Consider the following 23,383-nt stretch of genomic DNA (forward strand, 5'->3'; position numbering starts at 1 on the left):
CTAAAGGACAAATTCAATAAAAGCGTAAGAAGATACCGTGACAAAACCGAGCTTCTCATATACGTGCATCGCAGTCGGATTATCCGTAAAGACCATCAAATAAACATTCGCAGACTTCTCCAAGCCAATTCGGGAAATATCTGAGCTGATTTGCGTACCCAACCCTTTTTGCCAATGATGAACAGATGTTCCAATGTTCCCGATTTCTACGTAGGCTTCGTCATAGACATGAAAGCCTGCTACGGCCATTGGCTCGCCATCTTCCGAAAAGAGCGCGATGTGCGGCATTTCGGCTACTTCCTCCGCCCGGAAACTAATCATGCCGAGCTCTGCCGCCATATCCTCCACGATCTGTGCTTCGGATAACTCCAGTATTCGTGATTCGCCCACAGGTAAAAGACGCTCTGGATCTGTAAGTTTCATCAGACGCATGGTACGTGTGGCGAGTATATTCGGAATCTGTACGCGCGTCAGGAGAGGCTCTGCTAGGGCAATCACGCCCTTTTGTCCATCTGGCAGGCTGCCGTCTAGCACTTCTTTCATATAGGAGAGCATCGGCTCCACCTCGTAATTTTTCTCCCCCTCTACTACATGAAGAGAAAACGCATGAAACGGCATCCCTTTCAAGTAAGACCCGATGACGGTTACTTCTCCCTGAACGCTGTCCGTTACGACGACGCTCCTGTCCGTTCGCACGTACATATTCCCGTACAAAATGTACGAATCTTCTAACGAAATTTGCCCCAAAAGCTGGCGTTGTTCATGACCTGTTCGCAATTTTAGCAAAGAAATCTCTCCTTCTATCGATTCCCTATTGACGTTGTCGTGCTTCGCGGTTAACATGGTAAAAATTTCTCTGTTTAAAGAGGCAGTTCAAAAAATGGAGACCAACTTCACCTAGGAGGAGAGAATCGTGGCTTTTTATTACACAGAACCATCTCGGACGTTTAATGAGTTTTTGCTGTTGCCAAATCTCACCACAAAAGAATGCACTCCGAACAATGTGGACTTATCCACTCCGATTACCAAGTATAAAAAAGGTGAAAAGCCTGCCATCACACTAAACATACCGTTCTCATCCGCAGTCATGCAAGCAGTTTCCGACCATCATATGGCGGTCGCATTGGCTAGATGTGGCGGTATTTCGTTTATTTTTGGCTCCCAGTCCATCGAGAGCCAGGCAACCATGGTTCGCAAAGCAAAAGGCTACAAGGCTGGTTTCGTCGTTAGCCGCTCCAACCTGACACCAAGCCATACGCTGAAAGACATTTTGGAATTGAAAGAGGCGACAGGCCACTCCACCGTTGCCATTACGGAAGATGGTACGGCAAAAGGCAAGTTGCTCGGAATCGTAACCGGACGCGATTATCGAATCAGCCGTGACTCTTTGGACAAACTCGTCAGCGACATCATGACACCATTCTCGAAGCTGATCTATGGCAAATCCGGCATCACGCTCTCCGAAGCCAACGACCTGATCTGGGAGCACAAGCTCAACTGCTTGCCAATCGTAGACGAAAATCAAAATCTCGACTTCCTCGTTTTCCGCAAAGACTACGATTCCCGCAAAAACAATCCGCTGTCCCTCTTGGACGCGAACAAAAGCTATATCGTAGGTGCTGGTATCAATACAAAGGACTACAAGGAGCGCGTCCCTGCGTTGGTGGAAGCAGGCGTTGATATTCTGGTCATCGACTCCTCCGACGGCTTCAGCGAATGGCAGCGCGAGACGGTTCAATATGTAAAAGAAAACTTCAATGTTCCGATCGGTGCAGGTAATGTCGTCGATAAGGAAGGCTTCCGCTACCTCGTGGAATCGGGCGCAGATTTCATAAAAGTAGGGATTGGCGGCGGCTCCATCTGCATTACCCGCGAGCAAAAAGGAATCGGACGCGGTCAAGCCTCTTCCCTCATTGAAGTGGCAGCAGCTCGCGACGAGTACTTCAAGGAAACAGGCATTTACGTTCCGCTCTGCTCTGACGGCGGAATCGTACACGACTACCACGTGACACTGGCTTTGGCTATGGGTGCAGACTTTGTCATGCTGGGCCGTTACTTTGCTCGCTTCGACGAAAGCCCGACCAAAAAAGTGAAGATCGGCAACAACTTCGTGAAAGAATACTGGGGAGAAGGCTCCAACCGCGCTCGCAACTGGCAACGCTATGACACTGGCGGAAAAAGCAGTCTCGTCTTTGAAGAAGGCGTAGACTCCTACGTCCCATACGCGGGAAGCCTGCGCGAGAACATGGACCGTACCTTGAGCAAAATCAAATCGACCATGTGCAATTGCGGTTCGCTCTCCATCTCAGAGCTTCAACAAAAAGCGCGGATCACCGTCATCTCTGCTACCAGCTTGGTAGAAGGCGGCGCACATGACGTTATCTTGAAAGAAAGCAGCATGGCTGCTGAGTAAGACAATGAATTCGTAGTCACAAAAAAACAGTCTGCCGCACTTCTAGCAGACTGTTTTTTTTCTTCTTAGGGCCCCCACACTCAATAAGAGAATGGGCAAAAACAAACCGTACGTTAGGGAATAAGGCATCCAAATTTCCGAAACGAAAGTATCAAAATAAGGGCGGTTAGGCATCGTCGCCAATGCCACCACGATCATGATCATCCCCAGCGGAAATGTCAATTGGCGGTAATCCCGCAACCCCAGCGTATTTGCGATTCCACGGCTCGTCGCATAAAAGCAAATGGTAATTTTGACAAAGAGCGTAATAAACCAGATGACGGCCATCAACACTTCGATTCGCTCAAAAAAATTACCGATACTGATTTTTTGCGCAAGTGTGTAGCTCGGGTAGGCGAGCAGTACGGTAATATCAGCACCCAAGACCAAGATTGCCACAGCCGTAATCATTATCAGGAAGAAATTAGAAAAAAGGCTGCCCAAGATATACGCTTTGGCGGCACTCGCTGGTCGCTTTACCAAGGGAAACATTACGATCAGAATGACTGTTTCCAGCAAATAACCCATGTACCGGAAGTTCCCCCCAAATACAGGCGCCATGCCATGCGCAAGAACAGGCTTCACATTTTCTATTTTGATCTGGGGGGAGATAAATACGATTAAGACAAAAAACAGCAACAGAAAATACGGAAACAACAGCTCACTTACCCGAGAAAAGGCTTCTGCTCCACTGCGAACCCCCATGACGATGATCACTGTAAAAAGGACAAGAATAATTTCAATGGGGGTCTCCTGCATAATCTGTGTCGTGACAAAATCTCCAATCTCCATCAGCATGAGCGAAGCGTCGATGAAGAAATAAGTGATAAACAGGATAGCCACCACTTTTCCCAACCATTTTCCCAATATATCCTCACTGTACTGAAAGATCGACTTGTTTGGGTAGCGCATGCTAAGCGAAACATACAGATAAGTCAAAAGAAAGCCTTCCCCCCACCCTATGAGGGCGGAGAGCCACGCATCTTGCTGGGCAGCGGTTGCAGTAAGGGAGGGAACGTACAAAATCGCGTCGCCAATTGCAAAAAGCGTCACGAGTATCATAAATTGCCTTGCGCTAATATGACCGTTGTCAATCAATTCCTCTCGCTCCCCCGCCTCGCTGCTGGCTACTGCTTCATTCCACAATTCCAAAAATGAAGTCGCTGAATGGTTTATAGACAAATGTGATCCAGTCCAACGGGTTCGGAATGTTGGCCTCAAGCGATTCGGCTATGCCAAGTCCCGTCCCGACTACAAGCAAAATGAAGAAAACCAGCAATTCCTTGTTCATCGCGTTCTTTCTCAAATAAGGCACCTCAACGAGGGCAATCAGTAGGCTGATCAGCAAAATCATTATGATGGTCCACATGCTATGCGGCGCACCTACTTTTTCGCTGGAATACCTTTACCATTTCCCCAGATGGAAAAAGTTATGCTCTAATCCTTTTTGATGAAAGGAATAAACGAATTGCCCACCTTTCCTGTCCGCCTGAGCCTGACGTCCACTTTTACCTTCACGTTCAGGTCGGTGAATTTGGAATCCCAATCTTCCTTTACCTTCTTCCAGCCTTTAGGGTCATTGTGGTAGATCGACTGCCCAAATCCCAAAACATCGGAGTGGTATTGCTTTTGCGTTTTATGGATGGCACTTACGATTTTCTCCCTGATCCTCTTTTCCACATCCGCCTCCAATTTGTATATGGTTTGGGGATTGGACATATCTTTCGGACACGCCACCTCGCCTACATTCCCTTCTGCCGAAACACTGACTTCTATTTGCGGATTGCCATTCTTCACCTTCCCGTTGACTGTTGTTTTGCTCCGAATGATCTCAACGACGATTTTATGTTTTTTGTCACAAGGAATTTCTTCTACTGTACTGTCCACTTTATCTGTGATATAGCTGAATCCGATGCTTTCCTCTTCGTTCAACCAACCCAGCAGCTTATCTTTTTTGAAGACCCCAATGTCCTGGTACCTCAACAGATTGGGCTGGCTATCTTTTTGGGAGCTTATATCGGTTGAACCCGTACGTACCTTTCCTTTCAGCGTAGCGCCTACCAAAACCGGCTCTACACCTTCCCGGAGCAAATCAGCAATGACTTCATCCAATCGCATGGAGACAATCGACCCCCAGGCTTTCTCTCCCGTTTCCAAGCTTTTATAGAGCTTCGTCGCGGGGATTTTTTCCAACGGGTCGATCATGCTGAGGATTTGAAGAGCTGTTGTATCCTTCGCCAGAATGACATAAAAATCGGGTCGAACCTCATGATCGCGAAATAACAAGTCCAGTGCTTCTTTTATCCCTTCTCTTGCTACCTGCTCCCCCAAAACCAGCACCTGGATATGGGAAAAATACAGCCTTCTGGGCGTTTCCGTTGTCATTCTCCGGATTCCCTCAAAAATGCTCGATCCCCGCATACTGTAAGTGGCAACAGCTGATTGACTTATCTTCCCACTTTCAGTTGAGGCTACCGCTCCAGGATTGACGATTTGGGCGGAAATCACATATTGCCCGTCAATCTTGTCGATACCTGTCCCCATGACGATCGCCAAATCATTCAATTCTCTACGGTTCCAGCAGCCTGTCAACAAAACGAGAAGAGTCAGGGCCAGGAGGAACACACCTTTTCGTTTCATGCCGTCTCCACCTCGGCTAATAATTTATCATCACATCGGCACGATACTTGCGCTATATTTTACTTTTTCGTTCTCTGACGCTGTTTTTCTGGCGTAAAAAATGGGGACGCGTATGCATCATCCAGATCGGAATCCGAAGCAGCGTATCCTTTTGATCAGACAGATTCATAGGGGCAAGCGGAGCCATATACGGGACACCAAACGAGCGCAAGGTGCACAGGTGAATGCACAAGGTGATCATTCCCACAAATATGCCGATAAAACCAAAGCTGGCGGCAAGTGCGATCAAGCCGAACCGCAACAGTCGAATCGGAATGGACATGGAAAAGGAAGGGAAGACAAAGCTGGTGATAGCCGTAATGGAAACGACGATGACGGTAGCGGGTGAAACCAGTCCTGCCTGCACGGCAGCTTCCCCCAATACGAGTGCTCCTACGATGGAAATCGCGGATCCAACCGCCCTCGGCATGCGTACCCCTGCCTCTCGCAGCATTTCAAAAGTAAACTCCATTAACATCGCCTCGACTGCAGCAGGGAATGGCACTCCTTCACGCTGGGCAGCAATGCTCATGATTAGGTTGGTTTGCAGCATTTCCTGATGAAAGGTGGTAATGGCGACATAAATGGATGGACCGAGCAAAGCGATAAAGAAAGAAATGAGCCGCAAAATACGAAGGATCCCAAAATCCGCACGCATGTAATAATCCTCTGGAGACTGGAAGAATTGGACAAAGACAGCTGGTACCAACAAAACAATCGGTGTACCGTCCACCAGAATGGCGACGCGCCCTTCCAGCAGCCCGGCAGCCACCGAGTCTGGACGCTCCGTATTGTAAATCGTCGGAAATGGAGTAAAGGTATGATCCTGAATCATTTCCTCGATGTTCCCGCTCTCCAAAATACCGTCGATCTTGATCTGCCCCAGCCGCTCTCTCACTTCTTCTACTACGCTATCCTGCACGACTCCTTTTATATACATTATCGCGACTTTGGTTTGAGTCATCTCCCCAATCTGTACGGTCTCCAACCAAAGATTGCGATTATTGATCCGTCGGCGTACCAATGCCGTATTGGTCCGGAGGTTTTCTGAAAACGCTTCTCTGGAGCCGCGGACCACCGTCTGCACGGAAGGCTCTTGTACCCCACGATCTTCCCACTGTTTCGTATTGATGATAAAGCCGTATGTATATCCCTCTACCAGAATAACGGTATCACCGGTCAGTATCGCATCATACAAATGGTCAAAGTCATATACCTCTTCCACTCCACCCATCGTTAGCAGGAAATCCTTCATGAGCAGCAACGGCTCTACTTCCCGCTCGGCCTCTGTAGGGATAACCGTTTTTCTTGCATGGATCATGATAGACTCCAGGAAGGTGCTAATCATGTTTTTATCGACCAGACCCTCTGTGTACAAAATTCCCACCAGTAACTGATCGATGGCCTCAAGACGCACTTGCCGCGTCACAAGGTCTGTGCTGTTGCCCAGCTCTTTCTTCACCTTTTCCAGATTTTCGTCCAACGAGTAATGAAAGGGCGCCGCTTGTTTTACTGAATGGATCATCTCAAATCACTCTTTTTCCAGTTCGGGATATGTTTACTATCCCTCATGGCTTTGGGGTCTATGCTGAACACAAAAAAGCCCCCTTAAGGGAGCCTTTGGAACTGGCTGTATTAATCGACAGTTGTCACCATTGTTACGGCAAACGATATACGGCAAATGGTTCCCCGTTTCGATACGTGTCACTCAATCGGTCCAGCTCTGCCAAGGTCGCTTCATCCAACGTTAACGCTGCACTTTGCAAATTATCCGTAAGCTGTCCTACACTGGTCGCGCCCACGATCACCGAAGATACAGCCGGCTTGTGCATGAGCCAAGCCAAAGATAGCACACTGGAGGATACACCAATACCCGCCGCTACCTGACTGATTTTGCGTCCAAACTCCAGCTTGTCTTCGCTCAGCAACCGGACAAAACGCGGCTCCTTGTCCGCACGCGAACCAGCTGGGGCCTGTTCTGCGGAGGTGTATTTGCCTGTTAAAATTCCGCCCGCAAGCGGGAAGTACGGAATAATCCCCACCCCCTGGTCAAGACAAAGCGGTACGAGTTCACGCTCCGGTGTCCGATCTGCCAGCGAGTAGCTGACCTGCGTCGATATGTAACGATTCAGCCCTTCCCGCTGACTGATGCCAATTGCCTTCATCAATTCCCAGGCCGCATAGTTGGAAGCACCGATGTAACGCACTTTCCCAGATCGAACCATGTCATCTAGTGCGCGAAGTGTTTCTTCCAAAGGCGTCTCTGGATCAAACGTATGAATTTGATATAAGTCCACATAATCGGTGCGCAAACGCTTCAAGCTGTTCTCCAGCTCCAGCATTAGGTGGTAACGCGATGAGCCTCTTTGATTCGGTCCTTCGCCTTTTACCAAACCAGCCTTCGTCGCTAAAACGACGTCGTGCCGCTTCCCTGAAAGCGCCAGCCCGATAATTCGCTCCGATTCTGTTTGCGTGTAAATATTTGCCGTATCAATAAAGGTAATCCCGTTTTCGATTGCGGTATGAATGATGTTTACAGACGTTTGCTCATCCGCACGCCCTCCGAATGAGTTCGTGCCTAATCCCAATGCTGATACCTTCAATCCACTGCCACCGAGTCTGTAGTATTTCATATTGTGATCGACCTCTTTTCATAATAGGAGTGCTCTTCCATTATCTCCTATTTAGGCGGGAATTGAAAAATAAGATTAGGAAAGTTTATTTTTCGAAATATTCTGAATTTTTTTCATGGTTCTTGATACACACATTTGGGATACATTTAAAAAATCTGCCGTTTGCGTCTGATTGTAGCCTGACATCCTTAATTGCAGGACTTGCCACTCTTTTGATGAGATTTGATTTTGCAGTTGCGCAAGCATTGCAGCAACATATAACTTGTCCAGCACGTACTCCTCCACGTCACGTCCTTCATCCTTTAAGACATCCATAGCGGTGGCAGCTTCATTGCTAGAAGCGGCTCCATTCAAGTATGGCTCCTGTAAATACTTCACAGGTCTACCGACATCCAGCGCTTTTTTGATCTGTTCTACATTTTCACCCAACAGTTCGGACAGTTCTTCCATTGTAGGGAGATATCCCAGGTCTGTTTCTATTTTACTTATCTGTTGGAGAATCGTTGTTGCCGTTCTAGTCGGTCGTACAATATGTCCGCTATCTCGCAAAAAGCAGTTGATCTCCCTCACAATCGTGATGACAGCAAAGGATGAAAACTTCACGCCTCTTGCAATATCAAAGGCTTTGATAGCTTTGATGATTCCCATTCTCCCCAATTGCAAGATATCTGCTTTTTCCAAGCAATATTGCTTCACTAATGTCTCCGGCTTTCCGATATATTTGTGCACAGAATGCCAAATGAGATCTTCATTTGCGAGTATTACTTCACCGAGATACTCACTGTCTTCCTTGCAGCGGCGAATATTCTCCATGTTATACAAGGAGTATTGTTCTTTTTTCTTGCCCAATCTCTGTTTTACGAACACGGCATGTTCACTCATAATACCTCCTCCCAGCCTATCTTGATGATTCTTGTAATAAGCCGTTCATTTTTTTGTAATGGGTCATGACTTTTGTATAGTAGCCATCGTGATAACGATTTCGGTCTACATTTCCCTCGCCTTGGTTATAGGCAATGATACTTAAACGAAGGTTTCCATATTTCTTTTGCAAGAGATCGAAATACTTGATACCTGTCTGTAGATTGATCACTGGATCAAACAGGTCATCAGGGTGAACTCCCAGCCAGCTTCCTGTGCGCGGCATGATTTGTAATAATCCTCTTGCTCCTTTGCCGGAAATCGCGTCGTGCTGAAATCGGCTTTCCTGCCAGATCATCGCCATGATCAAAACCGGATCTATTTCGTATTGATTGGATAATGCAAAAATCGTTTCTGTATAAAGCTCAACGGTAGCTTTATCAAGTCTCGGTGCAACATGTGTGATTATGTTTGCAAGCTCCTTTTTTCTATGCAACTGCCTCTCTGTGTCCCTCGCCAGTTTCATCACAGGATGAACTTCCGACAGCCCCTTTTCTACGGCTGGCAGTACAGCATTTGCGGGAATGAACACTGCCGCAACAATGCCGATTAGCTTTGTTAGCACGTAACTCGCTTTTTCAGATGTTGCTGATGGACTGCCTGCAGAATGTTTTTCTGCATTCTCTCCACCCCGATTGCCGTATCCAGTGTATGTACCGATCGGCGCGAAGTATGGGCAAGGGAAAGATAGGCTTCCTGCACCTTTAGCAGCATGGCATTATTCGCATCTACTTCGGTTCGCAGAAAAAAGGTTGCATCGGGTCGCTTCGTCAAATCACTCATCGTGGCATACCAAGAAAGAGGAGTATCCTTTATATAGAAGTAGTAATAATTGGACAGTTCGTAATGATCAATGATGATAAAATCAACGTTCTCCTTCGAAATCCGCGCCATTTCTCGCTGATAGTCCAGAAAATCCGCTTCAAAAAGCTTTCCTACCGCTTTCTCATCCAGTTGAATTTCGCAGCGAAGCCACATGCCAATGACCGCTCCGATTGGGGTATCTAAACGCGGAAACGATACTCTTTTCACTTTATATCCGAGGCATCTCAAATTTTCTTCTAGCAACGCCGCTTGGGCTTCCTTCGCATTGGCGTCAATTCCTTCGAAAGCGACAATCGTGGGCTGTCTCATGGCACTACATCGTCTCCTCATTTGTCGAGATTTCCTCTGCCGCTTCACGAAGCTTTTTCTCTGCTTCAAGCTCAGCAGCCTGAGTAGCCAGATGATCTGCCAGCATTTGCTCGAATTCTTCCTTTGTAATCTCATAAATCTCGGAATGGAGTCGGTTCACCGTGTATCCCATACCGTCGGTCAGTAAAAAGTTTGTGTAGGTCAACGGCTCCTCACGAAATTCCTGCTTCTCGTAATCGAAGGCAATGACCGCTTTTTCAATGCCCGCTACGCAACCGCCGAACCAAATATTTACCTCTTCTTCTCCACCTTCGGCTGTAGGTGTTGCATGCATATTGGTCGGAACGTGTACATATTTTCCAATGACCTGATGGGAGAGCTCCTCGGTCAATTCCTCATTCATCTTTTTCAACAAAACTGCCATGCTGGATCATTCCTTTTCATCGATTATTTGTGTATGTCTACAGCTCACCGTACTGTTTCAAAATCGCCTTGATGATCTGACACACTCTTTCCTTGCTGATATTGAATTTCTGACCAATTTCCTCATGGTAATAGCCTTCGCTTCTCATCTGGAGAATCAGCTTGTCTCGCGTGGACAGCTTCATATACTCCATAATGTCGATCATCATTTCTACTTCCTCATATCGAAACTCCTCACTCGGAGCAGCAATACGGCTGATCATCGTTTCCTCTTCATTCTCATCTCCACCAGAGACAAGAACCGCATTACTGTTTGTCAGGTTTTTTTGCGTGCCGGCTTTCCGCAAGCAGTCACGAATTTTATTCGTAATCACATGATCGACAAAGGTAGTCACTCTTGCTTTTTCCTGGTCGTAATCCTTCATCGTGCGATACACCTTCAAGAGAACCTCTTGGACGACATCATCATGGGTCATTCCGGCAAACGTCATCCCGGTCAGCTTGGCTTCACAGTTTTCCTTTGCCTTCTGCAAAAAATCATCGACTTTCCCTGCGAAAAATAACTCGTCCATTTGGTGAAGTTGATCTGTCATGTACTTCATCCCCTCCTCATGCTCCTATTCACAGTTGCTCTATCACACTAGGTAATTGGAGGAGGGATTTAGCAACCAACTTTCAAAATTTTTTTCGGACATGTTTGCAAGGTACCAGCCGTGAAGACTTTTCCATTCAAAATCTTCCATGAGGCACACTGACGCTTGATGTACCATTGGCAATCACGGCAAATGTCATGAACCACACAACGACAGGTCATGGGCACGACATCTTGTTCCTTTGCTGACATCACGATGTCATTGACTATCATCTTCTTTTGGCAGGCTTTTTCATAATCACATCCCTGACAAGCCATGCTACCCACCGATCCTGACGATCCCGATTCCTTTTAGGGACTCAGGATTCACTTGAACATGCTCGCGAAAGAACTCTTCCAAAACGGCTATGGGGGTGTCTTGGGTCGACGTATATTTCATGACCTGCACCTGCTCTCCATCTGCCGAAAAACTAATCTGATAGTACATGGATTCTCCCCTCCTTTTGCTTCTTGTCGAATCTATACGAAGCGATTTGAGATGTATTAAGTGGATTTTGAAAACAAAAAAACCAGCCGTTTATTCCAGCTGGTCCTCTACGTATAATTCCTCTATCATTTCCTCTGTTATATTCATCTTCCCAAATTCCTGACAAACTTTTTGAAATCCAAGTAGCAAGGAATTATTTTCTGTGAAAACTTCGTTCAGATCCATTCCTACCATGCCGAGCGCGTCACTGAGCTCCTCCCAGCCTTCGCGATCGATATCTTCTCCTAGTAGAAATTCAGCTAATGCGGCAATAATTACGACATACAATACGGCTTTTTTGGAATCTCTCATTCTTATCCCCTCGATTCTTTTTCGTCTGAGATAGAATAGACAGTTTCGAATGAGTTTTCTCCAATTAAAAAGAAAAAGCCCGCTGTAAACGGGCTTACTTTACATCTGAGATGATTTTTTGAATCAAACTTTCATCTATCAAATGGCTGGCTACTGTCAATGCCTTTGCCATTCGCTCCTTATCTCCATCAAAAACCTCATGAATGATGTGACGCACACTTTCTTCATTCAGCGTGTAGTTCTTGGCCATGGCCATAATCCCAACAACGGCTTCATGATCTTCGAGCGTCTTCGCAGAGACTTTTTCCTTGGTCTGTTGGATGATGATTTGTATCATTTCACTTCGCAATGTTATGACCTCCTGGCTTAATTACGACTGAATATGTATTTCAAGGGAGACATCTTCCTCATCTGTCTAACCTATGAACGTAGAAGGAGAACATTTTGTTCCAAAAATTCTCAGCAAAAGGGGGTGAATCATTCGTGATTGTCGACCTCTATCATCATCTCTATGAACTACTTTCTACGGATAGTCGGGTGCTCGCATTACTCGGCATTGCTCCAGAAGACAAGGACTCTCTATCCAAGCAGATTATCAAGCAAAGAAAGCTCGCTCAGCTATCTGATGTTGCGAAGCCTCTCTTTTCCTTCTACGCAACTTCCGGAAAGCGCGACACCGACAATCCCTTCCTTCTCACCAGCTTCTTCCGATTTGATGTGATCACGCCTGGCGATATCAAGCTGGCGCATCAAATTGCTAACCATCTTTTCTATCTCTTAGACGGCAAAAGCTTATCGATGAATGGAATAGAAGGATTGGACACGTATGTTGTCTCTCAGCAGGAATCCGATACGGGCCATTCCTCTGCGTACTGTTTCACACTGATCACGAAGTTTACTTTGCAAGTTTGTTAGACATTTCAAAACCCCGTCTATCCTATGACAAGCTGATCGCGGTTCCCTTTCCACACGATTCAGCTACAGCACCCAAATCCCCTATCTAGAAGGAGTGACTTTCATTGTCTAAAAAAATGATTATCAAAGGTGTCGGTCAATTTCTTGCCAAACGCGCTTCCAAAGATGGAAATGGCGTCGAAGTCATCACGCTTGGTAATATGCAGGACCTGAAAATTGACATGAATGTTGAAATGGAGGATATCTTTGGCGGCGATGGTCTCTTCGCCATCGACACTCTCGTCAAATCGAAAAGCATTGAGATTACCGCAACGGATGCCAAATTTGATCTGGCCGCACTTGAGCTCATGATGGGCTCCAAGCTGCAAGAGCAAAAGAGCGACTATGTATACGTGCTGGGTGAGCAGAAAGCAGTCACTGCTGGCAGCCTGGATCGCACAGCATCCACTGGCGACGCTGGTGTTTGTGAAGTAGAGTTTGGCGGCAAGCTCTTCAACGGCGGCGGATTTGCTGTTCGTCTGAAAAATAGCAATCGCCTGTTGAAACAAGTGAAATTGAGCACGTCTGCTGCACCACAAGCTGATGAGTTCATGGTAGATACTTTCAAGGATGGCGGCGAAGATAAAGCTCGTCTCATCTTCTCTCCTGCCCTGCTCAATGAAGATGTGGTATTCAACTATCAGCGAATCGAAACCGTAGACGTGGTCGACATTTTGATGGATGAGGTGCCATTCCCGGTTCATGTCGTCCATCACGGCTCTTTCCTGCAAAAAGACGGAACTTATGCAGGCATTGAAACAGAGCTATTCTCCTGCATGGCAAAAGGCAGCTTCTCGATTGATGCGGCACGCTCCACAGCCAGCACTTCCGCTATTTCCTTGTCCGTTATTGATCCAGAGCGAGCAGATGGCAAGCTAGGCAGTGTGAAACGCTTCGTATCGACCAAAAAAGTGTAACTCTTTCGAGGTTAAGCAGGCTGAGTGGAGAGCTCCGTGCTCTTCGCTCTTGCCTTGCTTTTTTTCAAAGGGAATAACTTACAACGAATCATAGCGAACGACAACTCATTTTAGCAAGTAGATATATTTAACAAATACAATCTGGCATTGTTCAAGGAGGGATTCTTCCATGCTAAACCACCAAAAAGCTCTGGAAAAAAAACACGCTGAGATGATGAACCAGGAAGCTGTCGAGCGTATCAAAAAACAGGAGGAGGCTGATCTGGTAGAAGCTATTTTCTTTGAAGATGATAGTGAAATCATGCTGCGTGACGGCAAAACCTACCGGATTCCGCCTGTGACTTTAAAGGACGCCCGTATCCTGATGAAACAACTAGGAACCGTCCATATCGACGCGATTATCCTTAATTTTCTCCCCTACGAAAACAAGGAAGAAGATTTATTCGATATCCTGCTTCTGGGCTTTCGCAACTACCCTACGGTTACTCGCGAGTACTTGGATGAACATTGTGATTTGGAGACGGCCAAAAAGCTTATTAACATTCTCATTGGCCTAAACGGCTTAAAAAAGTAGAGAGTGGCGAGGGTGACAGTTCCTCCATTCGTGATAGGGAATCTGGTGAGCCACTTGATTGGGGCGATCTATTTTTTCATCTCCATAAGGACTGTGGTTTGAAGAAATGGGATATTTGGGAGTACACCCTTCCCCAAGTAGCAGAATTAATGAAGAGAGTGAACAAATACATTCAATTTGAGGTAGAGACACGCATGGGATTTCCTTTCTTGAGAAGAAAGGGGACGAATTCTGTAGACAGCTCCCCCCATGCATCTAGCTCGCAAGACTATCAGGAAATATCCGAAGACGATATTGCCGTACTTGGCAAAGTGTTAGGTGGTCTATAACCCGTTTCTGTCTATTCTAAGACCAGAACGGGATTTTTCTTTTGAGGAAGGTGATATTCATGGAAACCCAACGTTTGACCGATGCCCTCCGCTCTATAACGAGTGCTGTAGAACAGTCGGCATCCCCATTTCGTGCCCAGCAAGCTACACCATTTTTTCAAGCACTGCATCAACAATTGTATGAATTGCGCGAGATGATACGCGACATTGAGTCAAAGCCGCTCAGCTTTTCTCGTAAGTACGTCTCTCAGCCTGTTTCCCATGCTGCTCCTGCTTCCCTGTTGTCCGTAAGTACAGGAGCCATTGCCCCGTTCCGCTTTGCGACTTTACCAAATGACCCCGTTAAAAGAACAGAAAAGTCCTACAGCAGAAGAAGCACCCTCCATCCACAAGCATGGGAAGAGGCTGCCGTAGATGTGTTGCGAAACATGATGAGCAGCGGCCTTCACACGCTTATCACCTCGATGGATATTGAAAATTGGGAGTCAGCGAAATCTTTGAACCGCCTGTTAAAAAAGGCAGAGCGTAATTTTTTGTTCAAAGATACAAACATGATGGATTTGGCGCAAGCACGCGTTTCAGGAGGATCGACGGATCAAAAACAAGTGGAAGAAGAAGCACTTGGTTTGCGCGAATACTTGCGAACAGGAGTCAAACAAGACCTGCGGGATATCGCGCTAACACATGCCGTCAGCCTTGAAGAAGTAACCAGAGCCTACTATACGTCTTCTCGCCAATCAAATGACCCGCATGTAACTATAGCGGATATTCGGGAGAAAGCAGCTTTGTTACCAGATGACCCGCTTGCTCCCCAAACCCAGATGCAAACCATCTGGCAGGCAGCGTCCCTTGAAGCATTCGATATTTTTAAAAATCAGCCCGGTAGCTTTCCCTCGCTTTTGGTCCACCTGCTTCAGCGCATGAGAGAAAGTCAGAGCCAATTATCGCTCGCTGTACGTCTGTTGAAAAATGCTGCGGATCAATACGGCGGAAAAGCTGCCTACGTCAAAGCCCGGCGCAATCTTCATGAAGGAAGTGAGCAGCGAAGACAAGAGCGTGTTACCGCACTGCTTGGTCAATCCTCTTCTCCCTTTACACAAGAAGCGATGGAGATCCAGTCCTGGCAATTGCAAAATCTGTCTTCCTTTCAAGCTACCCGCACTCGGTTGGTTCGCAACAGGCTGGAACAGAAAAGAGTACAAGAGCTGTATCCGTACAATGATCGATTGTTAAAGGCATTGATTGCGGAAGAGAAAAAGCTTCTTGAACAGTTGCATTTGCTCAGACGAAAGATGCGCGATGTAGAGCGTCAGGCACATTTGCTCACCAGCCGAATCCTTTTGGTCCAGCGCGCATTCGGCAGTTTGCAGAACACGATTACCTCCTTAATTCCTTCCGTCTCTTCGCTGGATGAGAGGCTGCGTGCCCTCTCTGATACATCTGTCACGACCGACCAGCAAATCAAGGACATGACAAGCGATTTAAAACAGCAGGAGGAACAACTCCAGAAAACACGGGAAGCCTTGAAGGAATTGACAGAAGCACTGTCCACGGCTGTACCCAAACCTCCGACTGCCACAGCGGGTCCTCAGGCCGCTCCCTCAGCTGCAGCCGCCAGCAGTTCATCCTCTACCACTAGCAGACTCGCCCCTTTTGCTGCTCTCCTTTTTGAAGAGTTCTCGGGTGATTTTAAGACGAAGATACGGGAAAAGTTCTTCAAGGGCAAAAAGAAGGGGGATGAGAAAGAATCTGAACCTGAATCCAAACCTGAACCTGAATCCGATTCAAAATCTAAACCTAAACCTAAGTTTAAATATAAATTGAAATCTGCCGAAAAGGCGAGCGGTCCGGATGAGTCAGACTCCACTCCGAAAGCTCCATCCAAAGCTGGCAAAGCTGCTTCAACGTCTGTCGATGATGCAGCCAAGAGTGTACCTCTATGGCGAAAAGGATTAAAAAACATCGCGAAATTAGGTAAAGGTCTACCTGGCATAGGGATTGGTATTACAGCACTCACTTTATTGGACAGTTTTAACAAAGATTGGTTGCAGCCTATGTTTATGTCCGATACCCAGAGACAAAGCAGAGTCTTAGAAAATCAAAAAGGTCTAGTGGCCGACATCACTAATTTTGATAAAATGCCTCCGGGTTTAAAGCATTTATTTTTTGCCGGTACTGCTGTTTCTGGTATTACAGATGGTCTGATCAACTTCATGGGTGGCACTGCTCCTTCATGGAGCGATTACTATAACGCTTTTAAAGCGGCTTATAAGCATGATGGCCCTGAACTCAAACAGCAGTTGGAAAATACCTTTCAGCTTGGAGACAAGGAAGCTCAACTCACGCTTGAAAATGTCAAATCCGACATTAAAAAGAAAAACGAAAAAGAAAAGCACTCTAAACTTATTGATGTCGATGGAGATGGATACAAGCTGGACGATACTCCACTACCTTCATGGGATGAAGTCAAGACACTTGAACATGGCAAAGAAGTGGTTGGGTATCGCCTGGAAAAACTCGCTTTAGCGGAAGGCAAGTTAAAAGCCAAATTAGAGCAAACGCAGGCAACTCTTCTAGACCAAGGTAAATCCGAAGATTCTCCAGAAATGCTGAAAGCTTATGCTGACTACTACAGTGGTATTAATAAGGAACGGAGTGAACACTTAGCCTATTTTGAAGCGGTATTAGCGAAAATCCCTAAAGGTACAGATGCCTCTGGAGTAGTAGAATCAGTAATCGCTGATATAAATGCTTCTATCGCCCAAAACAACCTCGATAAAACCAACCATACCTCCGGCACAAAAATTGATTCCGTGAAGGACAAGCTGAGCTCTGAGCTGGAAAGTAAAGAGCTTCAATACTCGATTGACAGGAACAAAGCAATCTTGGCAGGGCACAGCGCAAATTCTGAAGTAGTAAAGAAGCTAGATGAAGAATATTTACGCAGTATCAATGAGCTTTTTGATACGACGAGTTCTGAAATGGATCGCCTTTTGTCCGGGAACCAAATGAATGAGACATTCAAGAAAGACATCGAGAACTTTAAAAAAAGCCTCGAAAAAGCCAAGTACGACAATCTCGTATCTCTGCATATGTCCAAGAAGCCCACCAAAGGAACCTTCAACATGCCCGACGGCTTGCAGCCGCTTACCTATTGGGGCATGCAAACCGCAAATGCAACACACAGCACCTACGACCTTACCTATGGCGGCGACAGCAATGTGAACATTACCATTGCCAATATGAGCGGAACGGAAGCTGACCTCCAACGCCTCGGCTCAACCGTCAGCGAAGCCGTTCGCAATACACAAGCAAGCCTTTCTACCGAATTGAGCCAACAAGTCCGCTCTGGAATCGCTACGAGCTACACGAGATTGTAAGGAGGTACAACGATGACCCAACAATACGCCTTTGGCACTGCCAATCAGCGCTATAAAAAAAAGCTGTTCGTCGATACAGGCTTTGAATTCATGGAAATAAACGCCCGACTCATCGAGCCCTATTCTCCGCCAAATCCCCAGCCTTCTTTACGCGAAATCAAAATCATCAACGCTCCCTCGCACATCCACCACTCCGGCTTTAGCAGCTACCAGTGTTCATTGACCTTACTTTTTCCAGACAAAGAATCGTATAACGATTACTTGAGCTACGCAGGCTGGACCCACAAGTTTTACGATGAAAAGGGAAGCATTTTCCTTGGAAGCGCAGAATCCATCACCCCCCATGTGCTTGAGGCAGGACGGCGCTACAGCGTCACCGTCGATCTGATCCTCATCAAAAAAGACTCGATCGAACGCGAATCACGTTTCCAGTTTCAAGATATTGAAGGGCATTGGGCACAGAAAAATATCGAAGAAATGGCCGATCTTGGGCTGATCACGGTCATTACCCGAGATGGGAAGCCCGTCATTTACTTCCGCCCCAATGATTTTGTGACACGCGCCGAATTTATTGCCTTTTTGAATCGGACAAGGCGACTGGTAGAACGGATGATTCGGGAATAGCTGGGGCTGTTACGGGTTTCTGTCTACTCTATAAAGGAGGTGATGAAAATGATCAGCTGGGCTGATGTGAATGAAAAAGACTGGTTTTTTAATGAAGTAATGGAGGCCAGCAATTATTTGATGGCTGACGGAGAACCGTTCATTCAAGGAATTGCTTATGGCTCCTTTGAAAGCAATGCTCCTTACTTGTATGAGGAACAAAAGGGCTCCACCGGACAAAAAGTATTTACGCTCACAGCCAAATTGACACCGAGTGCAGATAACCCCGTCAATGTCTATATTGACGGCACGCAAACCCTTTTCAAAGAAATTCGGCCGAATCAAACAGACCCGAACAAAACGGACGTCGAGCTGTATTACGCACCATCTGCCAACTCAGTTGTTGCCTTTTCCAGCTTCGGCAAGCCTGCCTTGGACCGTTTTGGCAAACCGATTCCCCCCAACTCCTCTTCCTTTGCTTACCCGAACAAACGCCTCGATAACGGAGACACGTATTTCTACAATCCGTTCAGTCGCCAATTCAACGAGTATTTGTACGCATATGGACGCTCCTTCAAGCGGATTGATGTGCCAGAAGAGGAATGGAAATCGACACCTGCCCAAGACCTCGCCAAAAAATATATCGGACTCAAGCAAGACGTCTACATGGTTAGTCCTGCTCCCGGAGCCACGATTTATCTTCCCTACAATCTAAACGGCGTACAGTTGCGCTTCATCTACAACAGCTACGAAAACGGCGCTCTGTTTATGCGAGGCGGATATTTTTCGGTGAAAAGCCCTGGCGTATGGCGAAACGACCGCTTCTTTCCCAACGCCTACATCAATCGGGCAGAGGCTTTTCTTCTCATTGACCGGCTTCGGCGCTCTTTTTACCAACGCTTTACGGATTCACAACCTCCCACACAGCGGCTGGATGAATCCCACACGGCATACGAGGGGCAACGTGTTTTTCGCCTGAACGGTACCTATCCTGCGGGTAAGGAGCTGCTTGCCGTCAAAGTGGATGGAAAAGCGGTGAAAAGCTCGGACTATCAAGAATTTGATGATCATACGGTACTGTTCAACATGCCGCTTGCGGCAGGTAAAAACGTTCATTTCTTCTATGTCAAAGAAACGAGCACCCGCTTTGAAGATGTCGGGCACGAAAAATATATGTACAACAGCAATACCGGGGAAAAAATTGCGCTAAACGGTGGGATGACAGGCAGCAAGCCTTCATGGTGGGCACCATCCGTCCTCTCTATGGAAGACGAGCGGTTTGGCAACGGAGATTACTTGATCGAAGGAATTGCGATCAACAACTTCGTCGATGGAGCGGCTGTCGTCAATCATATGTACGAGGTATCGTCATCCAATGCGGAAGAGAAAGAAAAATGGTTCATGCCTTACTCGCTGCTCACTCGGGCACAGGCCGTCTCTTTTTTGAATCGCTTTCGAAAATGGTCCCTGGAACGGTTTAAATAGGAGGTGCTTTCATGCAAACGATGTCCAATGAGCTGCGCAGAATTCTCTCCGAAAGACTCAAGCTCGGAGAATTATCGAAGCCCGCTTGCCGCGTCGAAGTAGATCGACTCGTCTTCGTGCCGGGCCGTACTGAAGAACTCGATTTCATTATGAGTGATCCGCGAGAAGAGAAAACATTGACCCGCACCATTATTCAGGATGGTTCAGGAGATGGTGGCACTGCTCTGTCCAAGATTCCTTTTGTCTTTCCCGTAGAGGGCAAAAGCATCCGCGATATTACAGCCTATATGGGCGACAATCGCAACCACAAAGGGATTGATATCGCTTGTCCAGTCGGTACGCCCATCAAAGCTGCCTGGGCTGGCAAAGTAAAAAAAGTGACCGTGTCTGAAAAATATACGAGCTTTGGCTTTCGTGTAGAAATTCAGCATGCGGATGGCATGTGGACCCGCTACGCCCATATGAGCGAAATCCACGTCAAAACAGGGGATTATGTCACGCAGGGCACCATAATCGGTAAAAGCGGCAATACAGGCGATGTCCGCTCTGCCGGCGTTACTAACATGGGCACCTATGACGATCCGAATTCCCCCCGCTCCAAAGGAAGAGGAGCTCATCTGCACTTTGAAGTCTGGAACGGACAAGCCGTTATCGATCCGTTTCCTTATATGAATGGCTCGAAGCATCTGTTCGCTGCCTCTTCCAATAACGGCGCAGGAGTCACAACCGATGCCACCTATGTTGGAACACCAGGAGCAACTCTTTTTGACGAACGGTTTACCAATAATACGTGGCACACAAAATCTGTCTACAAAGTAGACGAGCTGACCAAAAAGCTATCCATGATCGAGAGAAGCTCGACGGAGCATAGCAACCTCACCTTTACCTTTGATCCCAAAGGGTACAAGACCGTCTTCCCCTCCCCTACCGTTACAACAGGCATGAATCTCAAGATGACCTCCGTTCACCCCGGCATTTTTAGCATGGGGTTCTCCACCAACTTCGGTGAAGGTGCCGGCGAGCTGCGCGTTTTTTTCAATGGAAAAATGCAAATCAAGGTCAACAAATTCTCCGGGACAGAAAACGTAGAGATTCGTGATATCCCCTTTCCCAATGGCGAAACGGAAATCCGTTTCGAGCTGTTCTGGAATGGAAAACAAATCAATCGCTTTTCCCTCCAATACATTCAGATCAAGGAATTGCAAGGGCGCCCCGATCTGTACGGGAACAAAGACAAAGTCGATCCGACGGTGCAGCAGGAGTTTTTTGAGGAACGGGAAATTACGAGCACCTTCATGCCTGGGCAGCCGCGAAAAGTATCGCTCCAGGTCGGAAAGTTTGTCTATATGGACACCCTTACTCTGGACAATATTAACCACATCGAAATGGACGACCAGTTTGAAATGGAATCATGTGAGGCACGAATCACGATTTCAAACCCGGGCGGCTACTACAGCCCGGACTACAATCCGTTTTACTTTCCCGAAACCTACAAGGAAACCCCTTGGTCTTATTTTGTGAACGGATTCCATGTCGGTGTCCTCTCTGAAAATACTCCTGTCCGGATCTACATGGGTTATGGTCTGAATTTGATGCGGGTATTTACTGGGCTGATCGACAAGCTCGATTTGAATGGCGAGGAATCGACCATGACCATTTACTGCCGCGATATGTACAAAAAGATTTTGAACAAGGTCATTACCGAGGACAAGCAATATCCCCCAGACATCGGACATTCTGCCGCACATGATACCAATGTTTTTTCCTCGATGTCTCGTCGGGACAAAATCATCTCGATGGCCAAAAAGCAGTCCAAGCAGCAAGGTCCCGAACTCGATTATAAATTTTTGCTTGCCATTGCCGAACATGAGACAAAAATGGGGACGCTCGGGAAAGGTCTTCCTCCTGGCGATTTCATTCTCGGGTATGGATGCTATACCGGTGAAAAATGCGACCCGCAATACCAAGGAATCGAGCGACAGCTCTATCGCGGAGCCGTTCGCTATCGGGAAGCCATGGCGAGCAAAGGCTGGCGCTTCCAATCAGTCGACGACGTCAAATATTTTTGGCAAGGAGGAGACAAGGGGGCTTACCAATGGGCGAGCGATACGAATTGGTATAACAGCGTGTGGCAAATCTATCAAAAGTTCCGTTCCAGCACGGAGTTTGATTCGATCCTTGAGTGGGAGGGTACCGCACCTGTCCCAACCGAACCAACTGCCAAAGCCGCCTACCTCAAATCCGCCATCGTACAAGACTTGATCGCCCATGCAGGAATGTACGGCTGGCGTAGCAATCCGCAAGACATTTACTACCCCTATGCTATTGTACAAGAGACAAGCTATACCCACGTGACGCAGGCAACAGGCAAGGTTTTCAAGGCTGTGCCTGATAAAGAGGGCGAATTCGTGGAAGTCGATGCCGAATCCATTCTGACCCCAAAAGGTTGGAAAAATCCTTTTATTGAGCCGCCCGGACGCAAATTCGAGTCGTATCAATACAAAGTGGGAGAAGCCATCGCGGAAATCATGAAAGATACAGATTTCCGTTCCTATTGTGACCGTTACGGTACGTATCGCTTGGAAGAGATTGATATGAATCGACCAATTGTGGCCACTTATACGGAGCACGATAATTTGATCACGATTCATAAGACGATCGATTTTTCCCGTGGCAGAAGCCATCTTGTCATTTTGGATGAAGAAAATAAGGCTGGTCATTTCGTAGACACGGAGATTTTGATGGAGCTAAAAGGCGAGGTCCGCACAGGCGTGAGGCACGTTCCTTTTGCGAAGACAGACGAATTGAAGCGACTGGCCGCGCGACGATCATTTTTTGATATAAAACGCTTGTGCCGTACGCTGCAAATTTCCATCCCTGGCAACCCTGCCTTGGATGTTCTCGATCGCATTTACATTATCGACTCCAATACAACGACCCGCGAAGCGTATACCATCAAAGGAATCCGCACGATGTTTGATGCGCAGAACGGCTATATGCAAATCCTCGATTTATTTTGGAGCAACAACGAGGGGGCGATTGTGTAATGGCCGGGATTGCCAATGATTATTTGATTTACCCCATCCTCGATCTGATCCGTGATGAAGTCCACCGAACCACGACCGTCACAGCAGACCCGTTCGAAGAGGAGCCCTCTGTACGTCTGATCCGGGAGCATCCCCTCGATCCGGAAAAGGTCACGGGTGCCAAGCTATTCTACGAGTCTGGCTACATGCTGGACATTTCCCTCACGTTTGGCTCTACAGACACTACCACCTTCCCCCTTGAAGTCGATCAGCTCCATCCAGACTGGGAGTACTATTCTCTATGGCGCTTGACCTCGGTTACCGCTGTGGGCTACGCACCTGACGGAAAAACGGTAGGATCTTACCTGATCCGTCTACTCTATGATACGAGGGGCCTCTTAACTGGCACCGATGTCCTTCGTATAGAGAAAGAGAGGTGAGTA

The 23,383-nt window shown here is 47.1% G+C and carries 24 protein-coding genes; 10 read left to right on the plus strand and 14 right to left on the minus strand.

Annotation, left to right across the window (positions count from 1 at the left end; translation table 11 throughout):
• Positions 1-786 carry a GNAT family N-acetyltransferase gene (locus tag FB479_RS19425; protein WP_255438457.1) on the minus strand — a complete coding sequence of 262 codons (786 nt, stop codon included), beginning with the start codon at positions 784-786 and terminating at the stop codon, positions 1-3.
• 127 nt (positions 787-913) lie between these two features.
• On the opposite strand from FB479_RS19425, the gene FB479_RS19430 reads away from it, so the two are divergent.
• Positions 914-2,413 carry an IMP dehydrogenase gene (locus tag FB479_RS19430; RefSeq protein WP_106652530.1) on the plus strand — a complete coding sequence of 500 codons (1,500 nt, stop codon included), beginning with the start codon at positions 914-916 and terminating at the stop codon, positions 2,411-2,413.
• Between the two features lie 42 nt (positions 2,414-2,455).
• On the opposite strand, the gene FB479_RS19435 is transcribed toward FB479_RS19430, so the two are convergent.
• The 13 genes from FB479_RS19435 to FB479_RS19495 all read right to left on the minus strand — a co-directional run bounded on the left by FB479_RS19435 (position 2,456) and on the right by FB479_RS19495 (position 12,021).
• Entirely contained in the window at positions 2,456-3,604 is a 1,149-nt protein-coding gene (locus FB479_RS19435) for a GerAB/ArcD/ProY family transporter (protein ID WP_255438458.1), read from the minus strand.
• The gene (locus tag FB479_RS19440) at positions 3,588-3,821 is read right to left on the minus strand and encodes a hypothetical protein (RefSeq protein ID WP_106652528.1); all 234 of its coding nucleotides are present in this window, start codon (positions 3,819-3,821) and stop codon (positions 3,588-3,590) included. The genes FB479_RS19435 and FB479_RS19440 overlap by 17 nt, the downstream gene beginning before the upstream one ends.
• Positions 3,822-3,889: 68 nt before the next feature.
• Positions 3,890-5,092 carry a Ger(x)C family spore germination protein gene (locus FB479_RS19445; protein ID WP_142066406.1) on the minus strand — a complete coding sequence of 401 codons (1,203 nt, stop codon included), beginning with the start codon at positions 5,090-5,092 and terminating at the stop codon, positions 3,890-3,892.
• A gap of 52 nt (positions 5,093-5,144) precedes the next feature.
• Positions 5,145-6,656 carry a spore germination protein gene (locus FB479_RS19450; protein WP_106652526.1) on the minus strand — a complete coding sequence of 504 codons (1,512 nt, stop codon included), beginning with the start codon at positions 6,654-6,656 and terminating at the stop codon, positions 5,145-5,147.
• 133 nt (positions 6,657-6,789) lie between these two features.
• Positions 6,790-7,764, minus strand: a complete 975-nt coding sequence (locus FB479_RS19455; RefSeq protein ID WP_106652525.1) for an aldo/keto reductase — start codon at positions 7,762-7,764, stop codon at positions 6,790-6,792.
• Between the two features lie 75 nt (positions 7,765-7,839).
• Complete coding sequence (locus tag FB479_RS19460; protein ID WP_106652524.1) at positions 7,840-8,646, minus strand: sigma-70 family RNA polymerase sigma factor; 807 nt, start codon at positions 8,644-8,646, stop codon at positions 7,840-7,842.
• Between the two features lie 16 nt (positions 8,647-8,662).
• Positions 8,663-9,250 (minus strand): lytic transglycosylase domain-containing protein, encoded by a 588-nt coding sequence (locus FB479_RS19465; protein WP_142066407.1) that lies wholly within the window; start codon positions 9,248-9,250, stop codon positions 8,663-8,665.
• Positions 9,244-9,819 (minus strand): nucleoside/nucleotide kinase family protein, encoded by a 576-nt coding sequence (locus FB479_RS19470; protein ID WP_106652522.1) that lies wholly within the window; start codon positions 9,817-9,819, stop codon positions 9,244-9,246. Before FB479_RS19470 ends, FB479_RS19465 begins: the two co-directional genes overlap by 7 nt.
• 4 nt (positions 9,820-9,823) lie before the next feature.
• A complete protein-coding gene (locus FB479_RS19475) occupies positions 9,824-10,243 on the minus strand; it encodes a hypothetical protein (protein WP_106652521.1) in 420 nt (139 codons plus the stop codon).
• A gap of 37 nt (positions 10,244-10,280) precedes the next feature.
• Positions 10,281-10,835 (minus strand): sigma-70 family RNA polymerase sigma factor, encoded by a 555-nt coding sequence (locus FB479_RS19480; RefSeq protein WP_142066408.1) that lies wholly within the window; start codon positions 10,833-10,835, stop codon positions 10,281-10,283.
• A gap of 318 nt (positions 10,836-11,153) precedes the next feature.
• Positions 11,154-11,321 (minus strand): hypothetical protein, encoded by a 168-nt coding sequence (locus tag FB479_RS30555; protein WP_164724532.1) that lies wholly within the window; start codon positions 11,319-11,321, stop codon positions 11,154-11,156.
• A 90-nt stretch (positions 11,322-11,411) separates the two neighbouring features.
• Positions 11,412-11,672, minus strand: coding sequence for a hypothetical protein (locus tag FB479_RS19490; RefSeq protein WP_142066409.1), 261 nt, complete (start codon positions 11,670-11,672; stop codon positions 11,412-11,414).
• A gap of 94 nt (positions 11,673-11,766) precedes the next feature.
• Positions 11,767-12,021, minus strand: a complete 255-nt coding sequence (locus FB479_RS19495) for a hypothetical protein (protein ID WP_106652517.1) — start codon at positions 12,019-12,021, stop codon at positions 11,767-11,769.
• 134 nt (positions 12,022-12,155) lie between these two features.
• Here FB479_RS19495 and FB479_RS19500 point away from each other — a divergent pair, with 134 nt between their 5' ends.
• The 9 genes from FB479_RS19500 to FB479_RS19540 all read left to right on the plus strand — a co-directional run bounded on the left by FB479_RS19500 (position 12,156) and on the right by FB479_RS19540 (position 23,380).
• A complete protein-coding gene (locus FB479_RS19500; RefSeq protein ID WP_142066410.1) occupies positions 12,156-12,587 on the plus strand; it encodes a hypothetical protein in 432 nt (143 codons plus the stop codon).
• A gap of 104 nt (positions 12,588-12,691) precedes the next feature.
• Complete coding sequence (locus FB479_RS19505) at positions 12,692-13,543, plus strand: hypothetical protein (RefSeq protein ID WP_106652516.1); 852 nt, start codon at positions 12,692-12,694, stop codon at positions 13,541-13,543.
• Positions 13,544-13,712: 169 nt separating this feature from the next.
• Positions 13,713-14,117, plus strand: coding sequence for a hypothetical protein (locus tag FB479_RS19510; RefSeq protein ID WP_142066411.1), 405 nt, complete (start codon positions 13,713-13,715; stop codon positions 14,115-14,117).
• A gap of 98 nt (positions 14,118-14,215) precedes the next feature.
• Positions 14,216-14,446 (plus strand): hypothetical protein, encoded by a 231-nt coding sequence (locus FB479_RS19515; RefSeq protein WP_232030104.1) that lies wholly within the window; start codon positions 14,216-14,218, stop codon positions 14,444-14,446.
• 59 nt (positions 14,447-14,505) lie between these two features.
• Entirely contained in the window at positions 14,506-17,826 is a 3,321-nt protein-coding gene (locus FB479_RS19520) for an AAA family ATPase (protein ID WP_142066412.1), read from the plus strand.
• A gap of 12 nt (positions 17,827-17,838) precedes the next feature.
• A complete protein-coding gene (locus FB479_RS19525; RefSeq protein WP_142066413.1) occupies positions 17,839-18,450 on the plus strand; it encodes an S-layer homology domain-containing protein in 612 nt (203 codons plus the stop codon).
• A 48-nt stretch (positions 18,451-18,498) separates the two neighbouring features.
• On the plus strand, positions 18,499-19,914 hold the full coding sequence (locus FB479_RS19530; RefSeq protein ID WP_142066414.1) for a hypothetical protein: 1,416 nt from the start codon (positions 18,499-18,501) through the stop codon (positions 19,912-19,914).
• 11 nt (positions 19,915-19,925) lie between these two features.
• A complete protein-coding gene (locus FB479_RS19535; protein ID WP_142066415.1) occupies positions 19,926-22,961 on the plus strand; it encodes a M23 family metallopeptidase in 3,036 nt (1,011 codons plus the stop codon).
• Positions 22,961-23,380 carry a hypothetical protein gene (locus FB479_RS19540; RefSeq protein WP_142066416.1) on the plus strand — a complete coding sequence of 140 codons (420 nt, stop codon included), beginning with the start codon at positions 22,961-22,963 and terminating at the stop codon, positions 23,378-23,380. The genes FB479_RS19535 and FB479_RS19540 overlap by 1 nt, the downstream gene beginning before the upstream one ends.
• Positions 23,381-23,383 lie beyond the last annotated feature (3 nt).

This window comes from Brevibacillus sp. AG162 (assembly GCF_006715575.1).
GTDB lineage: Bacteria > Bacillota > Bacilli > Brevibacillales > Brevibacillaceae > Brevibacillus > Brevibacillus brevis.